This is a genomic window from Chitinophaga rupis, from assembly GCF_900109685.1.
Classification (GTDB): domain Bacteria; phylum Bacteroidota; class Bacteroidia; order Chitinophagales; family Chitinophagaceae; genus Chitinophaga; species Chitinophaga rupis.
Genome location: NZ_FOBB01000012.1, coordinates 201,746 through 225,330 on the forward strand (window position 1 = coordinate 201,746; position 23,585 = coordinate 225,330).

The 23,585-nt window shown below is 47.5% G+C and carries 15 protein-coding genes and 1 tRNA gene; 4 read left to right on the forward strand and 12 right to left on the reverse strand.

Translation table 11 applies throughout. The features are described 5' to 3' along the window. Positions 1–117: 117 nt before the first annotated feature. Positions 118–624, forward strand: coding sequence for a cupin domain-containing protein (locus tag BMZ54_RS30585; protein WP_089920757.1), 507 nt, complete (start codon positions 118–120; stop codon positions 622–624). Between the two features lie 49 nt (positions 625–673). Beyond that, a complete protein-coding gene (locus BMZ54_RS30590; RefSeq protein WP_089920916.1) occupies positions 674–3,634 on the forward strand; it encodes a glycosyl hydrolase family 28-related protein in 2,961 nt (986 codons plus the stop codon). 87 nt (positions 3,635–3,721) lie between these two features. Here the strand turns inward: BMZ54_RS30590 and BMZ54_RS30595 are convergent. From BMZ54_RS30595 to BMZ54_RS30605, 3 genes are all read right to left on the reverse strand, one after another. After that, positions 3,722–3,792 (reverse strand) — tRNA-Gln (locus tag BMZ54_RS30595). Positions 3,793–3,883: 91 nt separating this feature from the next. After that, positions 3,884–4,915, reverse strand: a complete 1,032-nt coding sequence (locus BMZ54_RS30600; protein WP_089920760.1) for a glycosyltransferase family 9 protein — start codon at positions 4,913–4,915, stop codon at positions 3,884–3,886. A gap of 5 nt (positions 4,916–4,920) precedes the next feature. Beyond that, entirely contained in the window at positions 4,921–5,526 is a 606-nt protein-coding gene (locus tag BMZ54_RS30605) for a DUF4254 domain-containing protein (protein ID WP_089920762.1), read from the reverse strand. Between the two features lie 308 nt (positions 5,527–5,834). Here BMZ54_RS30605 and BMZ54_RS30610 point away from each other — a divergent pair, with 308 nt between their 5' ends. Beyond that, positions 5,835–6,368, forward strand: a complete 534-nt coding sequence (locus BMZ54_RS30610; protein ID WP_089920764.1) for an RNA polymerase sigma-70 factor — start codon at positions 5,835–5,837, stop codon at positions 6,366–6,368. Positions 6,369–6,378: 10 nt separating this feature from the next. Next, the gene (locus BMZ54_RS30615) at positions 6,379–7,782 is read left to right on the forward strand and encodes a S41 family peptidase (protein ID WP_089920766.1); all 1,404 of its coding nucleotides are present in this window, start codon (positions 6,379–6,381) and stop codon (positions 7,780–7,782) included. A 229-nt stretch (positions 7,783–8,011) separates the two neighbouring features. On the opposite strand, the gene BMZ54_RS30620 is transcribed toward BMZ54_RS30615, so the two are convergent. The 9 genes from BMZ54_RS30620 to rpoC all read right to left on the reverse strand — a co-directional run bounded on the left by BMZ54_RS30620 (position 8,012) and on the right by rpoC (position 23,501). Further along, the gene (locus BMZ54_RS30620) at positions 8,012–8,686 is read right to left on the reverse strand and encodes a hypothetical protein (protein ID WP_089920768.1); all 675 of its coding nucleotides are present in this window, start codon (positions 8,684–8,686) and stop codon (positions 8,012–8,014) included. Between the two features lie 13 nt (positions 8,687–8,699). Beyond that, on the reverse strand, positions 8,700–9,437 hold the full coding sequence (locus BMZ54_RS30625) for a hypothetical protein (protein ID WP_089920770.1): 738 nt from the start codon (positions 9,435–9,437) through the stop codon (positions 8,700–8,702). A 79-nt stretch (positions 9,438–9,516) separates the two neighbouring features. Continuing rightward, positions 9,517–10,956 carry a hypothetical protein gene (locus BMZ54_RS30630; RefSeq protein WP_089920772.1) on the reverse strand — a complete coding sequence of 480 codons (1,440 nt, stop codon included), beginning with the start codon at positions 10,954–10,956 and terminating at the stop codon, positions 9,517–9,519. Positions 10,957–11,018: 62 nt separating this feature from the next. Continuing rightward, on the reverse strand, positions 11,019–14,258 hold the full coding sequence (locus BMZ54_RS30635) for a TonB-dependent receptor (RefSeq protein WP_238386735.1): 3,240 nt from the start codon (positions 14,256–14,258) through the stop codon (positions 11,019–11,021). 106 nt (positions 14,259–14,364) lie between these two features. Next, on the reverse strand, positions 14,365–15,321 hold the full coding sequence (locus tag BMZ54_RS30640) for a FecR family protein (RefSeq protein WP_089920774.1): 957 nt from the start codon (positions 15,319–15,321) through the stop codon (positions 14,365–14,367). 729 nt (positions 15,322–16,050) lie between these two features. Next, a complete protein-coding gene (locus tag BMZ54_RS30645; protein WP_089920776.1) occupies positions 16,051–17,472 on the reverse strand; it encodes an APC family permease in 1,422 nt (473 codons plus the stop codon). A 106-nt stretch (positions 17,473–17,578) separates the two neighbouring features. Then, the gene (locus tag BMZ54_RS30650) at positions 17,579–18,181 is read right to left on the reverse strand and encodes an OmpH/Skp family outer membrane protein (protein ID WP_162277721.1); all 603 of its coding nucleotides are present in this window, start codon (positions 18,179–18,181) and stop codon (positions 17,579–17,581) included. 186 nt (positions 18,182–18,367) lie between these two features. Then, entirely contained in the window at positions 18,368–19,090 is a 723-nt protein-coding gene (locus BMZ54_RS30655) for a DUF4397 domain-containing protein (RefSeq protein WP_089920780.1), read from the reverse strand. A 109-nt stretch (positions 19,091–19,199) separates the two neighbouring features. After that, positions 19,200–23,501, reverse strand: a complete 4,302-nt coding sequence (gene rpoC, locus BMZ54_RS30660) for a DNA-directed RNA polymerase subunit beta' (RefSeq protein ID WP_089920782.1) — start codon at positions 23,499–23,501, stop codon at positions 19,200–19,202. Positions 23,502–23,585 lie beyond the last annotated feature (84 nt).

The window sequence follows — 23,585 nt, forward strand, 5'->3', positions numbered from 1 at the left end:
ATTATTAGTACGCGCACAGGAGGAACTTTGTTCAATTAAATTTTAAAAGTTTCAGATCATTAGTAACGGCACAGTAGTTGTGCCAATTTGATCCTGAACTTTTTTAAACACTGCTATATGGAACAAACCAAACAACCTGCCATTACCGTAGACCCTACAGCCGGCGATAGCTTAGCCATGGCAGGCGGCAACTATCGTATTATAATCAGCGGACAGCAAACGCAGGGTGAATTTGCCGTGATCGATATGCTGGTGCCACCGGGTAGTGGCCCTGGCCCGCATGCACATGCCAGTTTCCAGGAAAACTTTTATGTAGTGGATGGAGAAGTAGAAGTACGAACGGAAACGCAAACCTACGTAGCCCGCAAAGGCGCTTTTGTGAATATACCCAAAGGCGGTATTGTACATGCATTTAAGAACAAGAGCGGGCAAATGGCGCACCTGTTATGTATTGTGGTGCCGGCTGGGTTAGATGATTTTTTCAGGGCAGCAGGTACACCGGTGAGCGCCGGCACATTTTTACCACCGGTACCAATGGATGAAGCAGGCATCAACAAAATGAAAGAGATCAGTGAAAAATATGGGCAGCAGCTTTTTCCGCCGGATTACCTGGATACCCTTTGAATCTACCTCTTTCCGCACTATTTTGTTGCTGCAAAAAATTCCACTTTATATGGCTTACCACGTCAAGGCCTTTTTGCTGCTGGTGCTGTTAACCGGCAGCTGCAGCAACGCTTTTAGTCAATTCACACCCGGCAAATCTTTGTACACGCAGAAACCGGACGATCCCGAGGCGGTGTACTTCACTCCCGGCAAAGCAGCCGATGTATCTGACCAGCTGCAAACCGCCATCAACCAGCTGAAAAAAGACAGGAACTTCGGCATCCTCTTTATCCCGGAAGGCACTTACTTTATCTCCAAAACCATTTACATTCCCGCTGCCATTCGCTTAATAGGTTATGGAAAAAGCCGCCCGCTGATCATCTTAAAACAGCACTCACCCGCTTTTGCGGAGGTAAACCAGCAGGACAAAGGCAAAGCATCTTATATGTTCTGGTTCACCAGCAGCATAGTGGAACCCGGCGGTAATGTAAGCGATGCCGGCGCCGGTACTTTTTACAGCGCCCTCACCAACATTGATCTGAAGATCGAAGACGGAAATCCCGCTGCAGTAGCGCTGCGTACCCACTTTGCACAGCACAGCTATGTAGCGCACTGCAATATTGATATAGGAAAAGGAAAAGCCGGTTTGTTTGATGTTGGCAATTTTATGGAAGATGTAAAATTCTTTGGCGGTGACTACGGCATCTATACCACCAAAGCGTCTCCCGGCTGGCAGTTCATGATGATGGACACTTACTTTGAAGGGCAGCGTAAAACTGCTATTAAAACACAGCAGGCAGGATTTACCATTGTGCGCATGCAGGTAAAAAATGTGCCGGCCGCTATACAGGTAGACAGCAACTATTGGGAAAAGCTATTCCTGGAAAACTGCAAATTTGAAAATATCCGCGATACCGCCATCAGGATAAGTAATGAAGGCAATGCCAATATGCAGCTGAATATCCGCAACCTGTACTGCAGGCAGGTGCCCGTATTAGTGCATTACCCAAAAGCAGACAGTGTAACCAAAGTTGCTTTTACCACGTACGAAGTACAACGCCTCGTATATGGGTTGCAGATAGATGACCTGGATAAAGAGCCGGTATATAAAACCATCAGCGAAATACAGGCGCTAAAAACATTACCGGCCACACTTAGTAATGATATACCCGCACTGCCGCCCATGGCCGACTGGGTGAGCCTGAAAACATTAGGTGCAGCAGGCGATGGTGTTACCGACGACACAAAAGCCATTCAAAAAGCCATTGACGAACACCCTGTAATTTACGTACCGCAAGGCTCTTACCGCATCTCTGAAACCATCCGGCTAAAACCTAATACCGTATTAATAGGCCTGCATCCCATGGCCACCAACTTTGCGCTGGCAGAGAACGCAGCGGCATTCGGCAGCTTTGGCGCGCCCAAAGCTATGGTAGAAGCGCCGGAAGGCGGCACCAACATCATTACCGGAATTGGTTTGTACACTGCAGAAAGTAACTACCGCGCCGTGGCCTGTAAATGGATGGCCGGTGAAAAGTCAATGGTGGATGATGTGAAGTTCATTGGCGGGCATGGCACCATGCGCCCGGGCCCGCAGCTGCGCTGGAAATGGGACGAAAGAGAGCAGCCGCAAACAGGCCGCCGCACGGCGGCAGATCCGTTGTGGGATACACAATACTGGAGCCTATGGGTAACCAATAACGGCGGCGGTATTTTCAAAAACATCTGGTCTGCCAGCACCTTTGCTACCTCCGGGTGCTATGTAAACAATACGGCTACACGTGGCAGGATATATGCCATGTCGGTAGAACATCATGTGCGGAATGAGGTACGTTTCAAAAACGTATCCAACTGGAAAGTATATGCTTTACAACTGGAAGAAGAAAGCGTGGAAAGCTCCGAATGCCAGCCACTGGAAATTGAAACCTGCAAGGATATGACCTTTGCCAACCTGTACATGTTCCGCGTGATCAGGGTTAAAGTGCCTTACCCTTATTCCGTACGTACCTGGGATTGTTCTAACCTTGAGCTGCTGAATGTACACAACTACAGCCAGATCAAATACACCACCGATAACCCGCTCTATGATATTAATACCGATATAACTGTTCGCCCTACAGAGTTTGCACGCTTACTTATCAGTGATAATAAACCCGCAAAAGCTGCTGCGCCTCTGCAGCTGCTAGCTAAAGGTTTTGAATTTGCCATTGGCCTTTGTGCAGATTCAAAAGGCAACGTATACTTTGCAGAGCAGCGTATGAAACATGTGTACAAATGGTCGGCTGCTACACAATCCCTGCAGCTGCTGGCCGATTTCCCCTGGGAGCCGCTTTCACTGGCCTGTGATTCCAAAGACAACCTGCTGGTAGTGTTCCGCTACAACCCGCAACCCGGTTACATCATCAACGGGCAGCCGGAACGCTATCAGAATCCGCCGGATGCCAGCGGTACTTCGTTTAGTGGTTGGGGTAATTCCGGCTTTGGCACCCTGGTGTATGCAGTAGATCCTGGACAACCGGAAAATACCATCCGGCTGCTGGATAAAAAAACAATGGGCACGGTGAAGGATGTGTACAAAGCATTATATCCCTCCAACCGCTGGCGCGATTATCATGATTTCAATACCGTATCATTAAACAGGAATGAAGAATGCTGGGTAGCGCCGGATGGAAAAACCATCATCCCTGTGTGTTACGATCTTGCCCGTTCCTGCGCCCTGGTAAACGCTTTCCCGGGTAAGCCTTTATACGCGGTGGATGAATATGACAAACGTACCGTGAAAATGCAGGTAGATGCACAGGGGTATCTTTCTGATCTGAAATATTTTGCAGAAAAAGGTGAGTTCAATTCTATCCCTGATCAGCAGGGCAATGTGTGGATAGCAGATGGAGATATTTATTCTTTTGATGCAGCAGGCAAACAACGGGAATGGATCCGTGTGCCGGAACGCCCGTCGTCACTGGTTATTACGAATGGTAATACTTTATATTTTACCGGGCGTACGGGATTGTACAGGACGATGATTAAGTAGTTATAAAAACAGCAAGCCCGCTACAAAGAGAGCGGGCTTGCATAAAAAAATAGGACTCAGAGAAAAATTCCGCTGAGTCCTATCAAGTTGTCCCACCAGGATTCGAACCTAGACAAACAGAACCAAAATCTGTCGTACTACCATTATACTATGGGACATCATGTTTCCATGATTTGGGATGGCAAAATTAGCCTTTTTTTTATTACTTCAAAAAATATCTTGCTCATTTTTTTACCCGCACATAATCAATCACTTATACAACACCTGCCCTATTTTTTCCAGCACGCTTTCCGGTGTTATCCACTCCATACAGGCATGGTCGCCCCGGAAGCAGGGTTTATTCCCGAATACAGAACAGGGGCGGCATTCCAGGTTATCGATCTGCACGGCCCGGTCCAGTGTTTGGCCAAAGCCCATAAAACCGGCAAAAGGGTGGGTAGCGCCCCAAACAGACACTACCGGCACGCCGAACAGGGAGGCCAGGTGCATGTTGGCAGAATCCATGCTGATCATCAGCCTCAGGTGGCTGATAATGGCCAGCTCCTCCTCCAGCGTAAAACGGCCGGCTATTACTACGGTATTGGGATAGCGGGCTGCTAATGCGGTCAGCTGCTCTACCTCTGCTGCACCGCCGCCAAAAAGCAGCACTTTATGCTGCGATAGCTGCGCCAGCACCTGCTCCATTTTTTGCAGCGGGTACATTTTTTCTCTGTAGGTGGCAAAGGGCGCCAGTCCTATCCAGCTACCCGGTACTACAGGCCCGGTAATGGACGTAATGCGGTCATTTAAGGGCAGGGGCGCTACTTTTACCTGCGCCTGTGACATATTGCACCGCAGCCCCAGCTGCCGGAAAACAGCCGCATAACGCTCAATAGTAGTGGTAAGTGGTTGTAAGATCTTATTTTCCTGGCGGGTGAGCGCTTTCTTTTCTGCACGGCCTTTATCTATCACAGCTACCGGCGCACCGCTGAAACGGAAAAAAGTGCGCACTATTTTGGAGCGCAGCACCTGGTGCAGGTCGGCCACCGCATGTATGCGATGCTGTTTGCGGATCTCGCGGAACAGGCCGTATAAACCCGGTACACCTTTATGCCTGCCTTTGAGATCGGCCGGAAAAAAAGTAAGACGGGGAATATCCTTACACAAAGCCCCCCAGTTCTTGTTGGAAACAAAAACAATATTCACTGCAGGGTTTTCCGCCAGCACCTGTCGCATTACAGGAATGGTCATGGCGGCATCACCCAAAGCAGAAAAACGGAGCACGAGAATGGTTTGTTGCATGCGGCTTACTTACGGCTGCTGTATAATACCGGGTTCAGGGAAGGATCATTGTACATTTTCATTTGCCGGTACACCTTCATATATTTTTTACCGGTGCTAATATCTGTCAGCAGGTCTTCAATACCGGTGCTCAGGTCGCGGCGCTGTTCCAGTAAAATGTCCAGCTTACGCTGGCAGGCAGCGCGGTGCTCCGGCGTGGCATCTGTACGGGTAGCCTCTTCCAGCATATGGTAGATCTTCAGCGCCAGTATAGATAAACGGTCTACCGCCCAGGCCGGGCTTTCTGTATTGATCTTTGCTTCAGGAGCTGCCTGCACCGTTTTATAGCGTTCCAGGAAATAGCTGTCAATATACTCCACTACATCCGTACGCTCCTGGTTAGAGCGGTCTATCCAGCGTTTGATCTCCAGCGCTTTAACCGGGTCAATGGCCGGATCCCGGATAATATCTTCCAGGTGCCACTGCACCGTATCTATCCAGTTCTTCAGGTACAGCAGGTGTTCAATGCTGCTGCTTTCGTAGGGATTTACGATATCCTGGTGCACATCATTTTTCACATGATAATCCTTGATGCTCTGGCTAAATACCTGGTTGCATAATTCTGTAAACATCCGGTAAAGATAAAAAAATTAGTCCATGGACCACGGTCCATAGTCCATAGCATACTACACTATGTAAAATATTAAAAAAGGCAGGTTGCTTTTTCATTACAACGATACATTCATCCCGTTGCACACTGCCATGGACCATCGGCTATGGTCCATGGACTGACAACATTACCTGCCTTTACTTGATGAATTACACGTGCGCAAAAGGCAGTGGACCGTGGACTGTGGTCTGTGGGCTTCGCCCACACTCTTAACATTGTAGTAACATATTCTTTCTACATTTAAAGTCGCAAATCGCTAATGCATAAGCTATGTCTGATAACCCGTCAAAAGCGCTCTTTCAGCAGTTGTTTGAAGTCAACCACGATAAAGTGTTCCGGTTCGCATATAAGTTGACAGAAGACGCGGTACGTGCGCAGGAAATTACCCAGCAGTGTTTCATCAGGCTTTGGGAAAATATTCACAAGATAGAAGCGGGACAAGATGTTTTTCCCCTGTTATTTGTATTCACCAAACATATTGTGGTGGATGAAACCCGTAAATTATACCGTGAAAAACAAACGCTGGCCCAAATGTCGTCCCGGCAGCCGGTTCACCCTGCTGATAACCGGGAAGAAATGTTGCTGATGCGAAAAGAATTCTGGCAGCAAATCCAGAAAGTGATCGATAAAATGCCGGAACAGCGCCGCAACATTTATCTGCTTAGCCGCGACAAAGGCCATAGTCATAAAGAGATCGCAGACCAGCTCAGCCTGTCCCCCTCCACTGTACGTAACCACCTGGCATTGGCACTGCAGTTTATCCGCAGGGAAATGCTGATGCATTATAACATAGAAACCAAATAAACTTCCACGCATGCCTCAACATAACCTTTTGTCCAAACTGGCAGTATTTGCCGCAGCCGTACTGCTGGTAAATGCCTGCAAAAAAGACCCTGCTCCCCCGCCTGCTCCCACCGGACCAGTTACCCAAAAAGAAACCAATAGCTGGATCCTGGACAGCATGCGTTATTTCTATTTGTGGAGCAGCTCCTTACCGGCTAAGGCGGATACCCAGCCGGGAGCCGTGGCTTATTTTAATTCGCTGAAGAATAAGGATGACCGGTTTTCTTTTATCTATGACCCTAATGACCTGTCCTCCTATCCTAAATACATGCTATATAATTTTGGTATAGACTTCACCGTTATATCCTTCCCCAATGCACCTGCAGGTGCTGTCGGGGTCATCAAGCTTGTGCTGGAAGGCTCGCCCGCTGCAATGCTGGGATTACGGCGGGGTGATTATTTTACACGTATTAACGGTACAATAGTTAGCAGCAGTAATGCAGCTACCCTCAGTGAAAACTTACTGCAGCAGTCCTCCGGTACGTTTACGCTGGCCACTGTAAGCGGTGCTACAGTAAAAGAAGATACAGCCGTTACCCTGCCGGCGCAATCGCTGGGTGAAAATCCTATTTACGGGCAGGGCATACGCATCGTGAATGGCCGTAAAGTGGCTTACCTGTTCTATAACTATTTTAATGATGGTTATAACACGGCCGTAAAAGGCGTGTTCCAGGATTTTAAAACAGGCGGCGCAAATGAGCTGATCCTGGACCTGCGTTACAATCCCGGTGGCAGCGTAGCTGCTGCTGCCATGCTGGCTGCTTTAATAGCACCCGGTATTACCGGGCAAAGCGGTTTTGTAAAATACAGCGGTAACAGCAACCTGGGACAGCGCATTGTTTCATTTACATCTGCTTTATCCGTTCCTGAATCAGGCGGTCCTATTGCATTCAGCTCACTGGAACCTGCACGCCTTTCTTTGTCAAGGGTATTTATTTTATGCGGCAGCCAAACTGCATCTGCAGCGGAGCTGCTGATCAATAATCTCCGGCCTTACATGCAGGTATATCTCATTGGGCAGCAAACTTTTGGTAAAGATAAAGGCGCCATCATCATACAGTACCTTCGCACACCCAAGCGCATTCCCTGGACGCTGATGCCCATCAGCTACAACCTGGCTAACTCCAAAGGAGAAGGTGGTTACACCAACGGACTTACCCCGCAATACATTGTTGATGAATTAAGCAAACAACCCCTGTCGCCGGTGGGCGATAATACTGATCCCCTCATTGCAAGGGCTATTTCTATCTTAAACGGCAATGGACGGCAAACAGCGCCGGCGCCGCAGATAAGCCCCCGGGTATATTTTGATACCAGGCAGCAACAGGCAGACAGGAATGTGGTAAGACTGCCGGCAGCCTTGTTCAGAAAATAAAAGTACTGGATATAGATATGATATATGCGCGGTAGGCCTTTCTCTTGCAGGCAATAAATAATCAGTAGTATCAGATCAGGGAAAGCTTGGGATGGTAACAAACAATGGATCTTAAAACTGTACACCGTAGATACGGCGCACGCTGCATTTCGATGGAGGAATCATCAGAATTTGTTTTCTCATAAACAGGGTTTTCAAATTGCTTACGTTGTTTATTGCTGTTAAACCATTATGGTAGTGAAACCTTTTTAAGATGATAAGGTTTATTCCCTGTTGGTTGTATGGTAATATCAGTTATTACTGTTCTGCTGCCGGTACCTCTTAATAATAGCTCCATACCTTCCATGCGTACATGGCGCATTATCCCGGAGCTGTCTTCCGGCTCATGCCCGCCATAAGCCAGGCCGGTGCTGCCGGTGAGGGAGCTTATATTTTCCAGTACTTTACCTGCACCGGTCTGCGGCGCCTTGCCTAAAAGTATAATACCTTTCCAGCCTGTGTTACAGGTGGTATCATTTAACCGGAAAAGCACAGGTAAATGTTGCAATCCTTCTGCTACGATCTTTGCGCCGCGGGTTATTACCAAACCGCCACCGCTTTCTTTACCATATGCAGATAGTGGTGTAATTATTTTTATAACGGTGCCCGGCTCAATGTGTAAAGTAGCTTCATTGCTTACATACACCCAGCCTTCTATATACCAGGGATGATTGTTTGTGAGCAATATATTCTCTGTAATTATTTTCCGAAGGGTATCATGTAAAGGAATGGTTTGCACCCCTACATTTGCTGCAGCAGCCACCGGCTCCTTTTCACAGCCGGCAAGCATTATAGCTGCCAGGGTACAGCCCCCGTAAAAAAGAGACCATAACCAGCTTTTATATTTAACGGACCGGTGTTGCATAGTAACTTTTATATTAGAGATTGATCACTTCCGGGTAAAAGCTGCCGGAGGGATCATCATGTATATTCAGCAGATAAAATTTTCCCGGGTCTACCGGCAATGCAAAAATATCCGTAACGCCATCCGGTTGTGTTACCGGCGCACCGGTTTCACTGTTTACAAATCTGCCACCATAGGTGATCGGCATTCCGCTGGCATCATTTAATGGCAGCACAATAGTTTGAGGGTAAAGGGTTCCCTTCGTTAATCCTTTCAGCACAAAACCTGTTTCATCCAGGTTACCGGTTTCGTTGTTTACATAAATAATATGCAGATCCAGCTTTTCATAAGGGAAATAGGTATCGCTCAGCGTTTCAAATATCTGCATGGCCAGGGAGTCCGGCGATACCGGCGTGCTGGTTACAAATCCTTTTAACCCAATGGCTTCACTGTACGCCAGTTTCAGGGCAATGGCGGCATTCGGTAAAACAGTGATCATGCTGTCTGCTATCAGTGAATCTGTACTGGCTTTATAAAATGCCAGCTTGCCGGATCTGCCGGCCGGTAACACCACGCTTACGGAGGTGTTGGAAGGTTCAATGCTGTTTATTTTCTTTCCATCAAAGTACAGGTCCACATCAGGCGTGTTGGGTAAGTTCGCCAGTGTAACATCTACTTTACCAAAAAAATGTTCTTCCGGCAGCTCACCTTTACTACAGGATAAGGCGGAAATAATTATAAAAGTAATAATGGAATATGTAAATAATCGCATAATGTAATTTGATATCTTTTTTGAAGTAATAACGTATAAGGCCGGGCCTTATACGTTATTACAGGTGTTATGAAATTGATTATAACCATCTCAGCCAGCCGCTGCTGCCTGAAGTCCAGTCCACACGGCCAGGGAAGGCACCCACAGTGCGGGAAGCATTCAGTGATCCGGGAATCCAGTTAGCCGCGTTGGTAGCGGTAGCCGGACGAACAAACGGATTAGCCAGACCAATGTTGGCATTCGGGTTAGCAGTAGTAAAGCCAGTATTGCCATTTGTAGCTGAAGTAGCAAAAATGGTGAACTGGTTGGCTGCTGCATTGAAGCCTACATTTGTAACAGGGTTACCGGCGCTTTCAGTTACGAAAGGTTTAACATACGCATGTACAAAGCTGTGTTTCAGCACAGAAGTACCGGCGTAGAACTTATCGCGGGTAGTACCCAGCGCGCTATCCAGGGAAATACCATATCTGTAGCCCAGGTAAATAGCGCTGTCAATATCAAATTCAGCATTCCTTCTCAGCTGTGCGCCACGGCCATATAAACCGGTGCCGGAAGGCTGGCCATTGGTGATGGAAGCCCTTGCCTGGTTGGGTAAACCAACGATAGTAATGTAGCGGTAAACCGGGTGTGTAATGGGCGTAGCAGTACTACCGGTTGAGTTGTTATCGCTTTCAAAACCGTTAGACTGGCTCTTGTCTGCACGGGTGGTATCAGCCAGGCCTAAAGCATAACGGATGGTACCCCTGTAACCATTGTCTGTATCGAACATATCGTCCAATGCATCTACGGAGATCAGGTGGGAAGCATTTACCGTACCGCCAAAAAATTCAAAAGCATCGTCTTTTGATTTGTACACTTCAATAAAATCCAGTGTGGTACCACGGCCTACACCGGCCAGGGTTAAACCATTGATCTCATTGTCGGTTGACAGCTCAAAACCGGCATACTCGATACGTACATACTGCAGGATACCTGAGTTGTCGTTGTCGTTGGTGCCTACCGAACCACCATAAGTAGCGTCAGCCGGGGGATTGCTGGGAATACCCTCAACCTGTACGCGGCCGCTGTGGTTAGTGGATGCATTACCCAGCAGGATAATACCGGACCAGTCGCCGGAAGCCGGCGCCGTTTGGTTAGATGTGAAAATAATAGGGCTGGTAGCAGTACCCTGTGCCAGTACTTTTGCGCCACGGGTTACTACCAGGCCGCCACCGGGAACAGTTGAACTGGTGCTCTTGTCACCCTGAATAGTAGTGCCGGCATCAATGATCAACACATCAGATGAATCAACATACACCAGGCCACTCAGATGCCAGGCTACGGAGCTGGTCAGGTGGATAGTGTCTTTAATGGCATGACCTGTACCCAATACGCCGCTTAAAGGATTCGTGGGAATGATCTGGGTAGCAGATACTGAACGGTCAGCAATAGGCTGGCCTTCTTTTTTACAGGAGCTCACCAATACAACTCCTGCAAAAGCGGCCGTGGCCAGGGTTAAAATCAAGGGTTTCCTTTTCATGATTTAGCTTTTAAGGTTAAAAATGAATACCTGATCAGGATATATAACTGTTACGCGTATGCTTAGAATTTATAGCTCAAAGTAGTGCTATAGGTGCGGCCGGGCCGCGCTTCGTAATTAATAACATCCTTTCCCGACTGGTATAACAGCTGTTTGGTAGAAGGATCCTTTTCTCCGTTGTTAACAGCCTGGTCATCATCATAACGGTTCTGATACACCACGGAAAAACTATTCAGGATATTGCCGACATTCAGTTTTACCTCTGCCCGCTGTTTTAAGAAACGTACCGCTACCTGCCCGTCTAAAGCTGTTAAGGGACGCTCGAAAAGAGAGAACTGGTAAGATTTATCCGGACGGAACATGCGGTTGCTCACGTAATTATATACCAGGCTAAGGGAAACCGGTTTCGTGTCATAATAGATGCCGGCATTTACAATGTAATTGCTGGCGCCTGTCTGCGGCCTTTTCTCCTCTTTTAATACCTGCTCATTAGGTATCACCTTCAGCGCATTATCCGGATCTACACCATTATAGTTAACGGTCATAGGCGTTACGCGTGCATCCAGCGCCGTGAAGTTGCCATACAGTGTTATGTTTTGCAGCACCGGCACTTTTGTAAATGCCAGCGATTTACGCGCTTCTACCTCCAGGCCGTAGTTCTTTGCATTTTTGTTATTACGCAATACGAATATGCCGCCGCTTTGCTCATCCGCATAGATCTCCATGGGATAATCAAACTTCTTGTAGAATAAAGAGAAGGATATCAACTCGCCTGCCCCGGGATACCACTCGTAGCGGAAGTCAAGGTGATGCGCAATGGTGGATTTTACCAGCTCGCTCACATAGGCGCCGCCTAATTCAAAATCATATTCACGGAAGAAAGACAGCTCCCGCAGATCGGGGCGGATAATACTTTTAGCATAGGCTAACCGCAGGTTCATGGCAGGGGTAAGACTATAGGTAAGGTTAGCGGAAGGAAAAATATTCCAGTTAGGTTCCCGGTTGCGCAATGCGGTGAAATCATATTTATCCACCCCTGATCCGCCACGGCTCTGGTTAATCCAGTTTTCCAGGGAATCCAGGCCGGCATTAGCATTGTTCAGGTTATAGTATTCTGCTCTTACGCCCCATATCAGTCTAAGCTTATCGCCGATCTTATTATCCAGCATACCATACACCGCGTGTAAGGTAGCAGTGCGGTGAAAATCATCACTGAACTGACTGTAAACAAAACCTGCATTATTAGCTTGAGAAAAAGCCTGGGCCAATGGCTGGTAATAACCTTCATGGTTGTCAAAAGTAGCGCCGGTATTGATCACATAGAACAAGCGGTCTTTGCTCCAGCCGCCATAACCTGCTTTAAAAGTATTGCTAATGGCTATCCGGCCGGCGCTGAACTGAAAAGGAACCGCTGCAGACGCATCCCAGGTATAATTATTTTCCTTTGCACGGCTCCACCAGCGCAGCGCACCGGTGCTGATGCCATTACTGGTGGCGCTTAATATGCTGTATTCGTTTAAAGCGCTGGAATCTGTTTTTATATATTCTGTAGTAAGCTGATGGTTGTCCGGTTTCTGGCGGTCCAGGCGTAAGTAGCTGCCTGACCATTTCAGCTTAATGCCTCTATTACCTACGGTATGCTCACCTTTCAGCTGGTTCTGCCACAAGGCCGTTTGTGAAGTAAGATCATAATAACCTAAAGCATAACCACGCGGTACATTCACGCCAGCGCCAATGATCAGCTGCTGATCCAGCGTGCGCAGGTACAAGCTTTGAAAACCAATACGGTTACGTTCATTCCTGTAACCTACGCCCAGCAAGCCTCCCAGGTTAGTGGTAAACCCATAACGCTGACCATTATACGCCGCAAATTCTGATGCAGGGCCATCCTGCTGTCCCTCAAATCCATCGCGGCTCATCCGTATATCCTGCGTGGCAAGTGTGTTCCTGTACCCTACAGATGCCACTACGCCAAATTGGTTACTTTTTTTTCCGGGAATAACCCGGCCTATAGACACCTGGTAGTTCTGTGAGGGGTGCGCCTTTAGGTTGTATAAACCCCAGTTATTGCTGAAGGCATTTGCATCCTTACCGGATGCTAGGAATTTATTATGAATATCCGTTTCGCTTTTCCAGTTCAGCGTGCCCATTAATTTGCGATGGTCCGCCACCTGGCCAAAGTATTCCTTGCCTTCCAGCTTCATTGTTAAAAAGTCCTTACCCGTGGTTTTATCGTTAATGCTGCCGCCCGCGCTTATGTTCAGAAAGTTGGTGGTGGGTATGTCCAGCGTATTTACCTCCACCAGGCCGCCTCCAAATTCTGCGCTGCGGTCTGGCGTAATGGTTTTTACTACAGTTACATTCTCAACAATATTGGAGGGTATCACATCAAAGCTGAAGTTCTTCCGGTTCAGCTCCGTGCTGGGCATGATCTGCCCGTTCAGCACTGCCTGGTTATAACGTTCGCTTAAGCCGCGCACTACTACATATTTATTATCCATGGTGGAAAGGCCGCTCACACGTTTCAGCACCTCTCCAATATTTTTATCCGGTGTACGGCTGATCTGCTCTGCGCTGATACCGTCAGTAATTGCTGCATTATTTTTTTGCAGGGCGTATAAACCTTCTACAGAAGCGCGTTTATAGTTAGCAGTCACCGTTACTTCTTTCAAACGGGAGCCGCCACTCTTCAGTGATACATTCAATGGTGTTACCCCTTTTTCTGTTACCGTTACTTCTGTTATTCTACGCGTGTCATAAGATATATAGCTGAAGGTTAGCGTATACGTTCCGGGCTCCAGCTGCAGCTCATAAGTACCATCCACATTGGTTACGGTACCCTGACCGCCCAATACCTGGATGGTAACACCCGGCAGCGGTTCATTTTTATTATCCACCACCTTACCGCTCACACGGCCTTTATCCTGGCCGGCTACCTTTTCCTGCCTGCCTTTGCGCAGGGCAATGGTATGGTTGGTATAGGCAATATCAATGGGGGCATATACATCTAAGTAGTGTAGTACGTCTGCCAGAGGCTGATCCTGGAACTTTACTGCTGCCAGTGTGCACTGGTCCAAATATTCAGGATCGTAAATAAAAGTGTAAGTTGTTTGTTGCGCTAAATTCTTTACTACGGCCCTTGCCGTTGTTTTTTGCATGTTAATGTGTACCCTGTCTGTTAACCCTTTATATGATTGTATTGCCACCGCCTGTAAGGTACCGGTGCATAAAAAACACAACAGGGAAACCGCTAGTTTTTGCATAGTACCCCTGTCAAAAAATCTGTTTGTAGATTTTTGCATACTTTTGTTTTGCTTTTAGTTAAAAATGAATACTTAACCGGGAAGTGTCCGGTTAAAGGGTACTGTCTCTACAGTGCCCTTTATTATTTTAGCTAATGGTTATTTACTATTTTCCTTCTACTACATAAGCACTGCTGTCACCGGATAGATGGTATGAGAATCCATATACATATTCTAACGTGGTCAGTATCTGCTCAAGCGATTCATTTGAGGTAAATGAACCGGATACCTTCCGTTTTGCGAGCTTGTTATCTTCCAGTATAATCCTTTGCCCATAGCGGCTTTGCAGTTTGGCAAATGCATTTTCCAAAGTGGCATTATCGAATATTAATTTCCCGCTTTTCCAGTCAAGGGTGGCGGCAGTATTAAAGCGGGTGGCGGGTGCAGGCAGCGCACCTTTTTTATATAATAATACTTCGCCCGGTTGCAGTACATAAGAGAATGCAGCAGTGCTTACAGACACTTTACCGGATAGCAGGCTTACTGCAATGCTGCTGTCTGCATGGTTAGCGGTAGCAATGTTAAACGCCGTTCCCAATGCGGTGGTCACTAACTCACCGGCATGTACACGAAAAGGTTTACCGGCAACCTGCGCTACTTCAAAATAAGCTTCGCCCTTTAGCCACAGGTCGCGCGCCTGGCTATTATAATCATGGGAATAAGCTACGGCGGCATAGGCATTCAGCCATACCCTGGAGCCATCCGGCATAGATACCAGGCGTATGTTACGGCCGTTGTTATAAATAGTATCCCATTGCTGCACCAGGGCCGGTACCTGTAAACCATGCTGTGATTGCCACAGCCATGCGCCCGCACCAACAATTAAAAGCAGCACGGCTGCGGCACCACTATACCACCTGCGGTATAAAGGTTTTACTTTCTGTGGCGCAGCTGCCGGTATAGGGATAATAGGGGTTTGGGATGTTTGTTCCCAAGCTTCCAGCAGGTATGCATCCATCTCAGGGGTAGCTTCCTGTAACAGGTAAGCCTCCACTGCTGCTGCTTCTGCCGCCGTACAGCGGCCTTTAAAATACTTTTCCAGTAATTCTTTATCTATGTGCATACAGAAAAGAGTACGTTCACAAAAGCAGCTGATACCAATGGCAAAAGTGGAGTTTACAATTTGTTAATATTAGCGGAGGGAAAGTAAAAAGTTAAAAAGTAAAAAGGAAGGATAAGAGTAGAATAATGATTAGAATAAAAGCAACAACCTCACGGCTTTAGCCAAAAACAAAAAAGCGTAGGGTGGAAACCTTACGCTTATTGTAAAAGATTGTCATGTGAATGTTCGAGAATGCAAATCGTGTAGGCTTTTAATGGTTATTCTGGGGCTAGAATACCTTCACGTTTTTTTAACCACCTAGTTATAAGTTTTAAATGATTTTATGTTTTACAATGCAGGTATCTTATGCTTAACAGCAAACAACACATTCTACCAGCACTGGTAATTATTTATATTCTGTTGAAGGCCTGATATGATAAGATATACCTTGCGCATAGGATACTATTACTATAAACAGGATCACTAAAGCAGGCAACGGGTTTTCTTTTCATACGTGTTATAATAAACAGGGCTACTCACGCTAACTTTATCCGGGTTCCTTGAACGCTATACGTGCAAATTAAACCACCCCACTGTAAAAAATACCGCAGTGAGCAGGTTTTTTTTGTCGATTCTATACAACGTTTGTGTTAGCATTGGGTAAATTATACCCAAAAAGAATGGTTAGCAATTGCTTATGTATCCATAGCCTTTGCCAACCATCAATAACAATTCATTAACAAAATAATTTTAAGCCTGCTTTTTTCGCATAGCCCAATAGTATAAAGGTATGCCCAGTAAGATTATTCCTAAGCCCGGCAGCGTGTAATTAACTTCAAACACCAGCAGCAGCAAAGCCAATCCTACTGCCACCGCAATATATATCATAGGCAGCACCGGGTAGCCAAACGCTTTGTAGGGGCGCGGTGCAGCCGGTTGTTTTTTGCGCAGTATAAAAATACCCAGTATAGTCAGCACATAAAAGATCAGCACACCAAAGATCACCAGCGCCAACAGATCCCCATAGCGGCCGCTCAGGCATAGCAGGGAGGCCCACAGGCACTGGATCCACATGCCTTTTTCCGGTACGCTGTAACGGTTCAGGGAACCTGCCTGTTTAAAGAACAGCCCGTCCTGCGCCATGGTATAGTAAATGCGCGCGCCGGACAGTATTAACCCGTTATTACAGCCAAAGGTGGAGACCATGATCATAACAGCAATGATCAGCGATCCGCTGTTGCCAAAGATCTTTTCTGCAGCAGCTACCCCAACCCGGTCATTAGCAGCAAAAGCAATTTCATTTAAGGGCAGTACAGAAAGGTACATAAGGTTGGCGCTTACGTAAATGATGGTAACGATCAACGTGCCCAGGAACAGGGAGCGGCCAATGTTCTTCTGCGGGTGCTTGATCTCCGCGGCTATAAAGGTTACATTGTTCCAGGCATCGCTGGAGAACAGGGAACCTTTCATAGATACCGCAATAGCGCCCAGCACCGCCATGCCGGTAAGCATAGTGGTTACAGTTTGGCCGTTCACCTGCTGCATAGAGAAAGTGCCCCATGCATTTTGCCAGTTAGCGTTCCATACTTCTGCACGGGCACCTATCAGGAAACCAAAAATGATCAATCCGAATAAAGACAGCAGCTTGGCAAGTGTAAACACTGTTTGAATGATCTTCCCATTCCGTATACCCTTTGTATTAATATACGTGAGCAGTATAATGGAAATGATGGCCACGATCTGCGCAGCAGACACCTTCATAAAACCGGCATCCCATAGTATATGCTGCTCACTCACCGCCGGTATCAGGTAGGCTGTGAACTTGGCAAAAGCTACTGCCACGGCGGCAATGGTGCCGGTTTGAATTACGCTGAACTGGGTCCAGCCAAAAAGAAAAGCTACAAATGGATTATAGGCTTCGCGCAGGTACACATACTGCCCGCCGGCACGGGGATACATGCCCGACAGCTCTCCGTAGCTTACCGCCGCTATCATAGTTACGATACCGGCCAGTACCCACATTACGGTAAACCATCCTGCAGAGCCCACACTGCGGGCTATTTCAGCAGATACCAAAAAAATGCCGGATCCAATCATGGAACCGGCAACTATCATAGTAGCATCCAGTAAACTTAAACTAGGTTTGAAAGACGCTTGTTGGTTTTCAATCATAGATAGAAGTAATTAATAATTAAGAATGAATAATTAATTTGATAAAGGCACTATTATTCAAACATACACAAGTGCACCAAATTTATTAATTATTAATTTTTAATCATTAATTAGTTTTTCCCTCGTTGGCTTTGTTCAGGCCCTCAATTACCGGCGCGGTAATATCCAGGGATTCATCTTTATACAAAATGTTGCTGGCGCCCGCACGGTAAGAGAAAATGAAGGAGTATTTCTTATCTGCATTAAAGGTTTTCAGAAAATCATCCAGGCGCTTTTGCAGGTCTTCATTAAACTTGGCTTCCTGCTCCATATATTGCTGGGAAAGGTTCTGGCGCTTAGCTTCCAGCTGCTGTTGTTTTTCCATCAGCGTACGTTGTGCTGTTTCGCCTTCTGCCTGTGTAAGCTGGTTGGCATTGGCCCTGCGCTGAAAATCGGCTGCTTCATTCTGCAGCGCACGTACATTGGCTTTCAGCTCATTATCAATAGCCTGCTGTCTTTTTTCCAGCTCGGATTTTTTTGCTTTGAAATATTCATAACGGGCTTCTACAGAATCAAGATCCACATAAGCTATCCGCGGGCCGGCGTCGCCTGCTTTGGTGCTGCTGGTAGTAGCCGGTGATGCAGTGGTATTTGTATTCGCGCTTTTTCCTCCCTGCTGGCAGGCTGCAAATAGGCCGGTCGCTAGAACAACTAAGCATCCGTTTTTCACAGTTTGTTGAACATTATGCATGTTGATAAATGGATTTTTGAACTCCGATGAAACTATAGTTTAAAATATGAAGGGCTAAAATAAGGTAAAAAGCAGAAAGGAAAAAGATAAAACTGAAATCCGTTGGCCGGAAACGTGCTACAGTACAAGTTCTTGCGATATTTAACTTTTCCTTAAGGTGTTGTATCAGTTGTGTTGCAGTTTCCACATTTTAAAGCGGGTCTTATCCGTAGCCGTACCGGTGGTAACCAGGGTATATACCTTACCGGAATCGGCCTGGAACGGGAAGGTACCCAGCACCAGTGATGAATCACGGAAATTAAAATCTATCTGGTAAGGATTGGCCCGTATTTCCGGTGATGAGGTGGCAGCGCCATATGCAATGCCGTCAAAGATCCGTAAAGTATCATTAGTGCCCCAGCGGATCCTGAAATCAAGAGACAGCGGCTGCAGGTTATTTCTCCCCCTTATCTCATAATAGGTATCACACAGGTTCACCACCCGTATGCGGGCATTGGCCGCTACAGTGGGCGGTGCAAGATCATCGTCTAAAACCACCAGCTGCAGCACATTCAGGTGATTTCTGCAAAGCAGTGCAGACAGGTGTTTGCCATTACGCAGGTTCAGCTCCCCGCCCAGAATAGGCGCCGCGCTGCCGGCAGCATATACGTAAAAGCTGTATTTCTGTGCGCGGAACTGCTTATACTGCGTGTTATCTCCATACCCCAGGTTGCTGCCCAGGGTAACGGTATCCAGCTTAAAGTCAAAGTGGGCGGTATTGCTGTCAACAAACTGGTATACCCGTACACTGGCACTGGTATCCGGCAGGTCGGAATCGCTGTTTTTACTGCAGGCCACAGCGGCTGCCAGCAGGAATATGATCAACGCAGGGCGTATCCATTTTTTCATTTCGTAATAACAGTCTTGTACGCAAAGTAACACGTTTTAATGCAATAACTACGCACAAAAAAGTCCTGCCGTTACTGGCAGGACTTTTTCATTTTTATGCATGATTCGTTTATTCTTCTTCATCAAACTGGAACACTTCCTTGGAAGATGACAGGATATCATATTCTTCTTTGGAACCAACGATCATATTCTCAAACTCACGCAAACCGGTACCGGCCGGGATCAGGTGACCCGTGATCACGTTCTCTTTCAGGCCCAGCATATCATCTGTTTTACCGTTGATGGCTGCAGATGACAGTACTTTGGTGGTTTCCTGGAAGGACGCAGCGGAGATCCAGCTGTGCGTACCCAGTGATGCTTTGGTAATACCCAGCAGCAGCGGGCTGGAGGTAGCCGGATTTGCATCGCGGTATTCTACCAGCTTCTTATCTGCACGGCGCAGCAGGGAGTTTTCTTCCCGCACCTGGCGCAGGGTCACAATCTGGCCTGCTTTCAGGCTGGCAGATTCACCTGCTTCCGTTACTACCTTCTTGTCAAAGATGTTATCGTTCTCTTCAAAGAATTCAAATTTATCCGTGGTATCGCCTTCCAGGAAGCGGGTATCTCCCGGATCCTCGATGGTTACCTTACGCATCATCTGACGTACGATCACTTCAATGTGTTTATCATTGATCTTCACACCCTGTAAACGGTATACTTCCTGTATCTCGTTCACCAGGTATTCCTGTACGGCAAAAGGTCCTTTGATGGACAGGATATCTGCCGGGGTTATAGAACCGTCAGACAGCGCAGTACCAGCCTTCACGAAGTCACCGTCCTGTACCAGGATGTGACGGGTTAAAGGCACCAGGTATTTCTTCACCTGGCTCTCGCGGCTTTCGATGATGATCTCGCGGTTACCACGTTTAATGTTACCGAAGGTTACCACACCATCTATTTCAGATACAATGGCAGGGTTGCTCGGGTTACGGGCTTCAAACAGCTCCGTTACACGCGGCAGACCACCGGTGATATCACGCAGCTTACCCAGCACACGCGGTATCTTCACAATTACCTGGCCGGCCCTTACGGTTTCCCCTTCATCAATTACGATGTGGGAACCTACCGGTAAGTTGTAAGATTTCACCTCTTTGTTACCTTCTATTACGATGGATGGGATCTTGTTCTTATCCTTGGTTTCAATTACCACTTTCTCACGGTGACCGGTTTGTTCGTCAGCCTCTTCACGGAAGGTGATACCTTCTATGATGCTATCGAAACGTACGGAACCCGCAATTTCAGATACGATAACGGCGTTGAACGGATCCCAGGTGCAGATCACATCTCCCTTGGCTACTTTCTGCCCGTCTTTAACCAGCAGGGTAGAACCGTAAGGAATGTTGTTGGTGATCAGCAGACGGTCGTTCTTAACGTCCATGATACGCAGCTCACCGGTACGGCCAATAACTACCTGTACTTTATCACCATCGTTATTTTCGTAGGTGGTTGTACGTAAGCCATCGAACTGTATGGTACCGTCAAACTTAGCTGGCAGTGCAGATTCTACTGAAGTAGAACCGGCCACACCACCCACGTGGAAGGTACGCAGGGTAAGCTGTGTACCCGGTTCACCGATGGACTGGGCGGCGATGATACCTACGGCATCACCTCTCTGCGCCAGGTAACCGGTTGCCAGGTTTTTACCGTAACATTTCACGCACACGCCCCTGCGGCTTTCGCAGGTTAATACGGAGCGGATCTCTACGGTTTCTATTGCGCTTTCTTCTATACGGTGTGCAATTTCTTCTGTGATCTCTCCACCGGCAGCTACGATCAGCTCATCATCGTTCAGCGGATCAAATACGTCGTGCAGGGAAGTTCTGCCCAGGATACGGTCGTACAGTGGTTCTACCACTTCTTCGTTATCCTTTAAGGCAGTAGTGGCAATACCACGCAGGGTACCGCAATCTTCTTCTGTGATCACCACGTCCTGTGCCACATCCACCAAACGGCGGGTCAGGTAACCGGCATCCGCTGTTTTCAACGCGGTATCTGCCAGACCTTTACGCGCACCGTGCGTAGAGATGAAGTATTCCAATACGTTCAGACCATCTTTAAAGTTAGACAGGATGGGGTTCTCGATGATCTCAGAACCGGTAGAGCCACTCTTACGCGGCTTGGCCATCAATCCTCTCAAACCAGCCAGCTGCTTGATCTGCTGTTTGGAACCACGGGCGCCGGAATCCAGCATCATGTACACAGAGTTAAAGCCCTGCTTGTCTGTTGCCAGCTCGCGTATCAGCGTTTCCGTTACCTTGGTATCCGCACGTGACCAGATATCAATGATCTGGTTATAACGTTCGTTATTGGTGATCAGACCCATGTTGTAGTTATCCCACACTTCATCCACTTCAGAGGCAGCGCCATCGATCATGTGCTGTTTCACTTCGGGGATGATCAGGTCATTGATGTTAAAGGACAAACCACCGCGGAAGGCCGTACGGAATCCAAGCGTCTTGATATCATCCAGGAACTTGGCCGTTTTCGGAATGTCGGTGTATTTGATAATGTCGCCGATGATCTCACGCAGTGATTTCTTGGTCAGCAGCGCATTCACATAACCAGCTTCTTTTGGAACAAACTGGTTAAAGATCACACGGCCTACAGTAGTATCGATCAGCTTGTGCTCCAGCACGCCTGCTGCTACGTTACGCACCCAGGCTTTTACCTTGATGTGCGCATGCAGGTCGGCCTTGCCTTCGTTATAGGCAATGATCACTTCTTCTGCAGAGTAAAAGGCTTTACCTTCTCCCTGAACCTTTTCAGTTTCAGTAGATTTTTTACCCTTACTGATGTAGTACAGACCCAACACCATGTCCTGAGAAGGCAGCGTGATAGGCGTACCGTTCTGCGGGTTCAGGATGTTATGGGATGACAGCATCAGCAGCTGGGCTTCCAGTACGGCCGCGTTGCTCAAAGGCACGTGTACCGCCATCTGGTCACCGTCAAAGTCGGCGTTGAACGCACTACACACCAGGGGGTGCAGCTGTATCGCCTTACCTTCCACCAGCTTGGGCTGGAAGGCCTGGATAGACAGACGGTGCAAGGTAGGAGCACGGTTTAACATCACCGGGTGGCCTTTCAGCACATTTTCCAGGATGTCCCAAACCACTGCTTCTTTTCTATCAACAAGTTTCTTTGCAGATTTTACGGTCTTAACGATACCTCTTTCGATCAGCTTACGGATGATGAACGGTTTGAACAGCTCAGCAGCCATATCTTTCGGCAAACCGCATTCGTGCAGCTTCAGCTCAGGGCCTACCACGATAACGGAACGGCCGGAGTAATCCACACGTTTACCTAACAGGTTCTGACGGAAACGGCCTTGCTTACCTTTCAGCACATCGGAGAGTGATTTTAGGGCACGGCCGCCTTCTGCCTTCACCGCGTTGGATTTGCGGGAGTTATCGAACAGGGAATCCACGGCTTCCTGCAGCATACGTTTTTCGTTACGCAGGATCACCTCAGGCGCCTTGATCTCTATCAGACGTTTAAGACGGTTGTTACGGATAATTACCCGGCGGTACAGGTCGTTCAGGTCAGAAGACGCAAAACGGCCGCCATCCAGGGGAACCAGGGGACGCAGCTCCGGCGGAACTACGGGGATGTATTGCATCACCATCCATTCCGGACGGTTCTCTACACGGGTATTGGCTTCACGGAAAGCTTCCACTACGCTCAAACGTTTTAAGGCTTCTGCCTTACGTTGCTGGGAAGTTTCAGTGGCAGCCTGGTTACGCAGCTGGTAAGAAAGGCTGTCCAGATCAATGCGGGCCAGCATCATTTCTACCGCTTCAGCACCCATGCGGGCAATGAACTTGTTGGGATCTTCATCCGGCAACAGCTGATTGTCCTTCGGCAGGGTATCCAGTATATCCAGGTATTCTTCTTCTGTCAGCAGGTCGCCGTAGTTCATACCTTTTTCCTGCTTGGCGCCCGCCTGTATAACCACGTATCTTTCATAGTATACGATAGTTTCCAGTTTTTTGGACGACATACCCAGCAGGTAGCCTATTTTATTCGGCAGGGATTTGAAGTACCAGATATGCACCACAGGCACCACCAGGCGGATGTGGCCCATTCTTTCACGACGTACTTTCTTTTCCGTTACTTCCACACCACAGCGGTCGCACACAATACCCTTATAACGGATACGCTTATATTTTCCGCAATAGCATTCATAGTCCTTTACAGGGCCAAATATCCTTTCACAGAATAAACCATCACGCTCCGGCTTGTAAGTACGGTAGTTGATGGTTTCCGGTTTCAGCACTTCACCGTAAGAACGCTCCAGGATTGCATCCGGAGAGGCCAGACTGATGGTAATGCTGCTAAAATTTGATTTAGGACGATTTTCTTTCTTAATGGCCATCTTTATTTAGCTTTTAGCTGTTAGCCTTTAGCTGTTGGCTATTGGCAAATATGTTTCCTCAACTATTTCAAAGCTATTGGCCGA

What these genes read in the sequence shown, in the direction of transcription:
- BMZ54_RS30585 (WP_089920757.1), top strand. Translation starts at nt 118, where the DNA reads ATGGAACAAACCAAACAACCTGCCATTACCGTAGACCCTACAGCCGGC.
- BMZ54_RS30590 (WP_089920916.1), top strand. Translation starts at nt 674, where the DNA reads ATGGCTTACCACGTCAAGGCCTTTTTGCTGCTGGTGCTGTTAACCGGC.
- BMZ54_RS30600 (WP_089920760.1), bottom strand. Translation starts at nt 4,915, where the DNA reads ATGCAACAAACCATTCTCGTGCTCCGTTTTTCTGCTTTGGGTGATGCC.
- BMZ54_RS30605 (WP_089920762.1), bottom strand. Translation starts at nt 5,526, where the DNA reads ATGTTTACAGAATTATGCAACCAGGTATTTAGCCAGAGCATCAAGGAT.
- BMZ54_RS30610 (WP_089920764.1), top strand. Translation starts at nt 5,835, where the DNA reads ATGTCTGATAACCCGTCAAAAGCGCTCTTTCAGCAGTTGTTTGAAGTC.
- BMZ54_RS30615 (WP_089920766.1), top strand. Translation starts at nt 6,379, where the DNA reads ATGCCTCAACATAACCTTTTGTCCAAACTGGCAGTATTTGCCGCAGCC.
- BMZ54_RS30620 (WP_089920768.1), bottom strand. Translation starts at nt 8,686, where the DNA reads ATGCAACACCGGTCCGTTAAATATAAAAGCTGGTTATGGTCTCTTTTT.
- BMZ54_RS30625 (WP_089920770.1), bottom strand. Translation starts at nt 9,437, where the DNA reads ATGCGATTATTTACATATTCCATTATTACTTTTATAATTATTTCCGCC.
- BMZ54_RS30630 (WP_089920772.1), bottom strand. Translation starts at nt 10,956, where the DNA reads ATGAAAAGGAAACCCTTGATTTTAACCCTGGCCACGGCCGCTTTTGCA.
- BMZ54_RS30635 (WP_238386735.1), bottom strand. Translation starts at nt 14,258, where the DNA reads ATGCAAAAATCTACAAACAGATTTTTTGACAGGGGTACTATGCAAAAA.
- BMZ54_RS30640 (WP_089920774.1), bottom strand. Translation starts at nt 15,321, where the DNA reads ATGCACATAGATAAAGAATTACTGGAAAAGTATTTTAAAGGCCGCTGT.
- BMZ54_RS30645 (WP_089920776.1), bottom strand. Translation starts at nt 17,472, where the DNA reads ATGATTGAAAACCAACAAGCGTCTTTCAAACCTAGTTTAAGTTTACTG.
- BMZ54_RS30655 (WP_089920780.1), bottom strand. Translation starts at nt 19,090, where the DNA reads ATGAAAAAATGGATACGCCCTGCGTTGATCATATTCCTGCTGGCAGCC.
- rpoC (WP_089920782.1), bottom strand. Translation starts at nt 23,501, where the DNA reads ATGGCCATTAAGAAAGAAAATCGTCCTAAATCAAATTTTAGCAGCATT.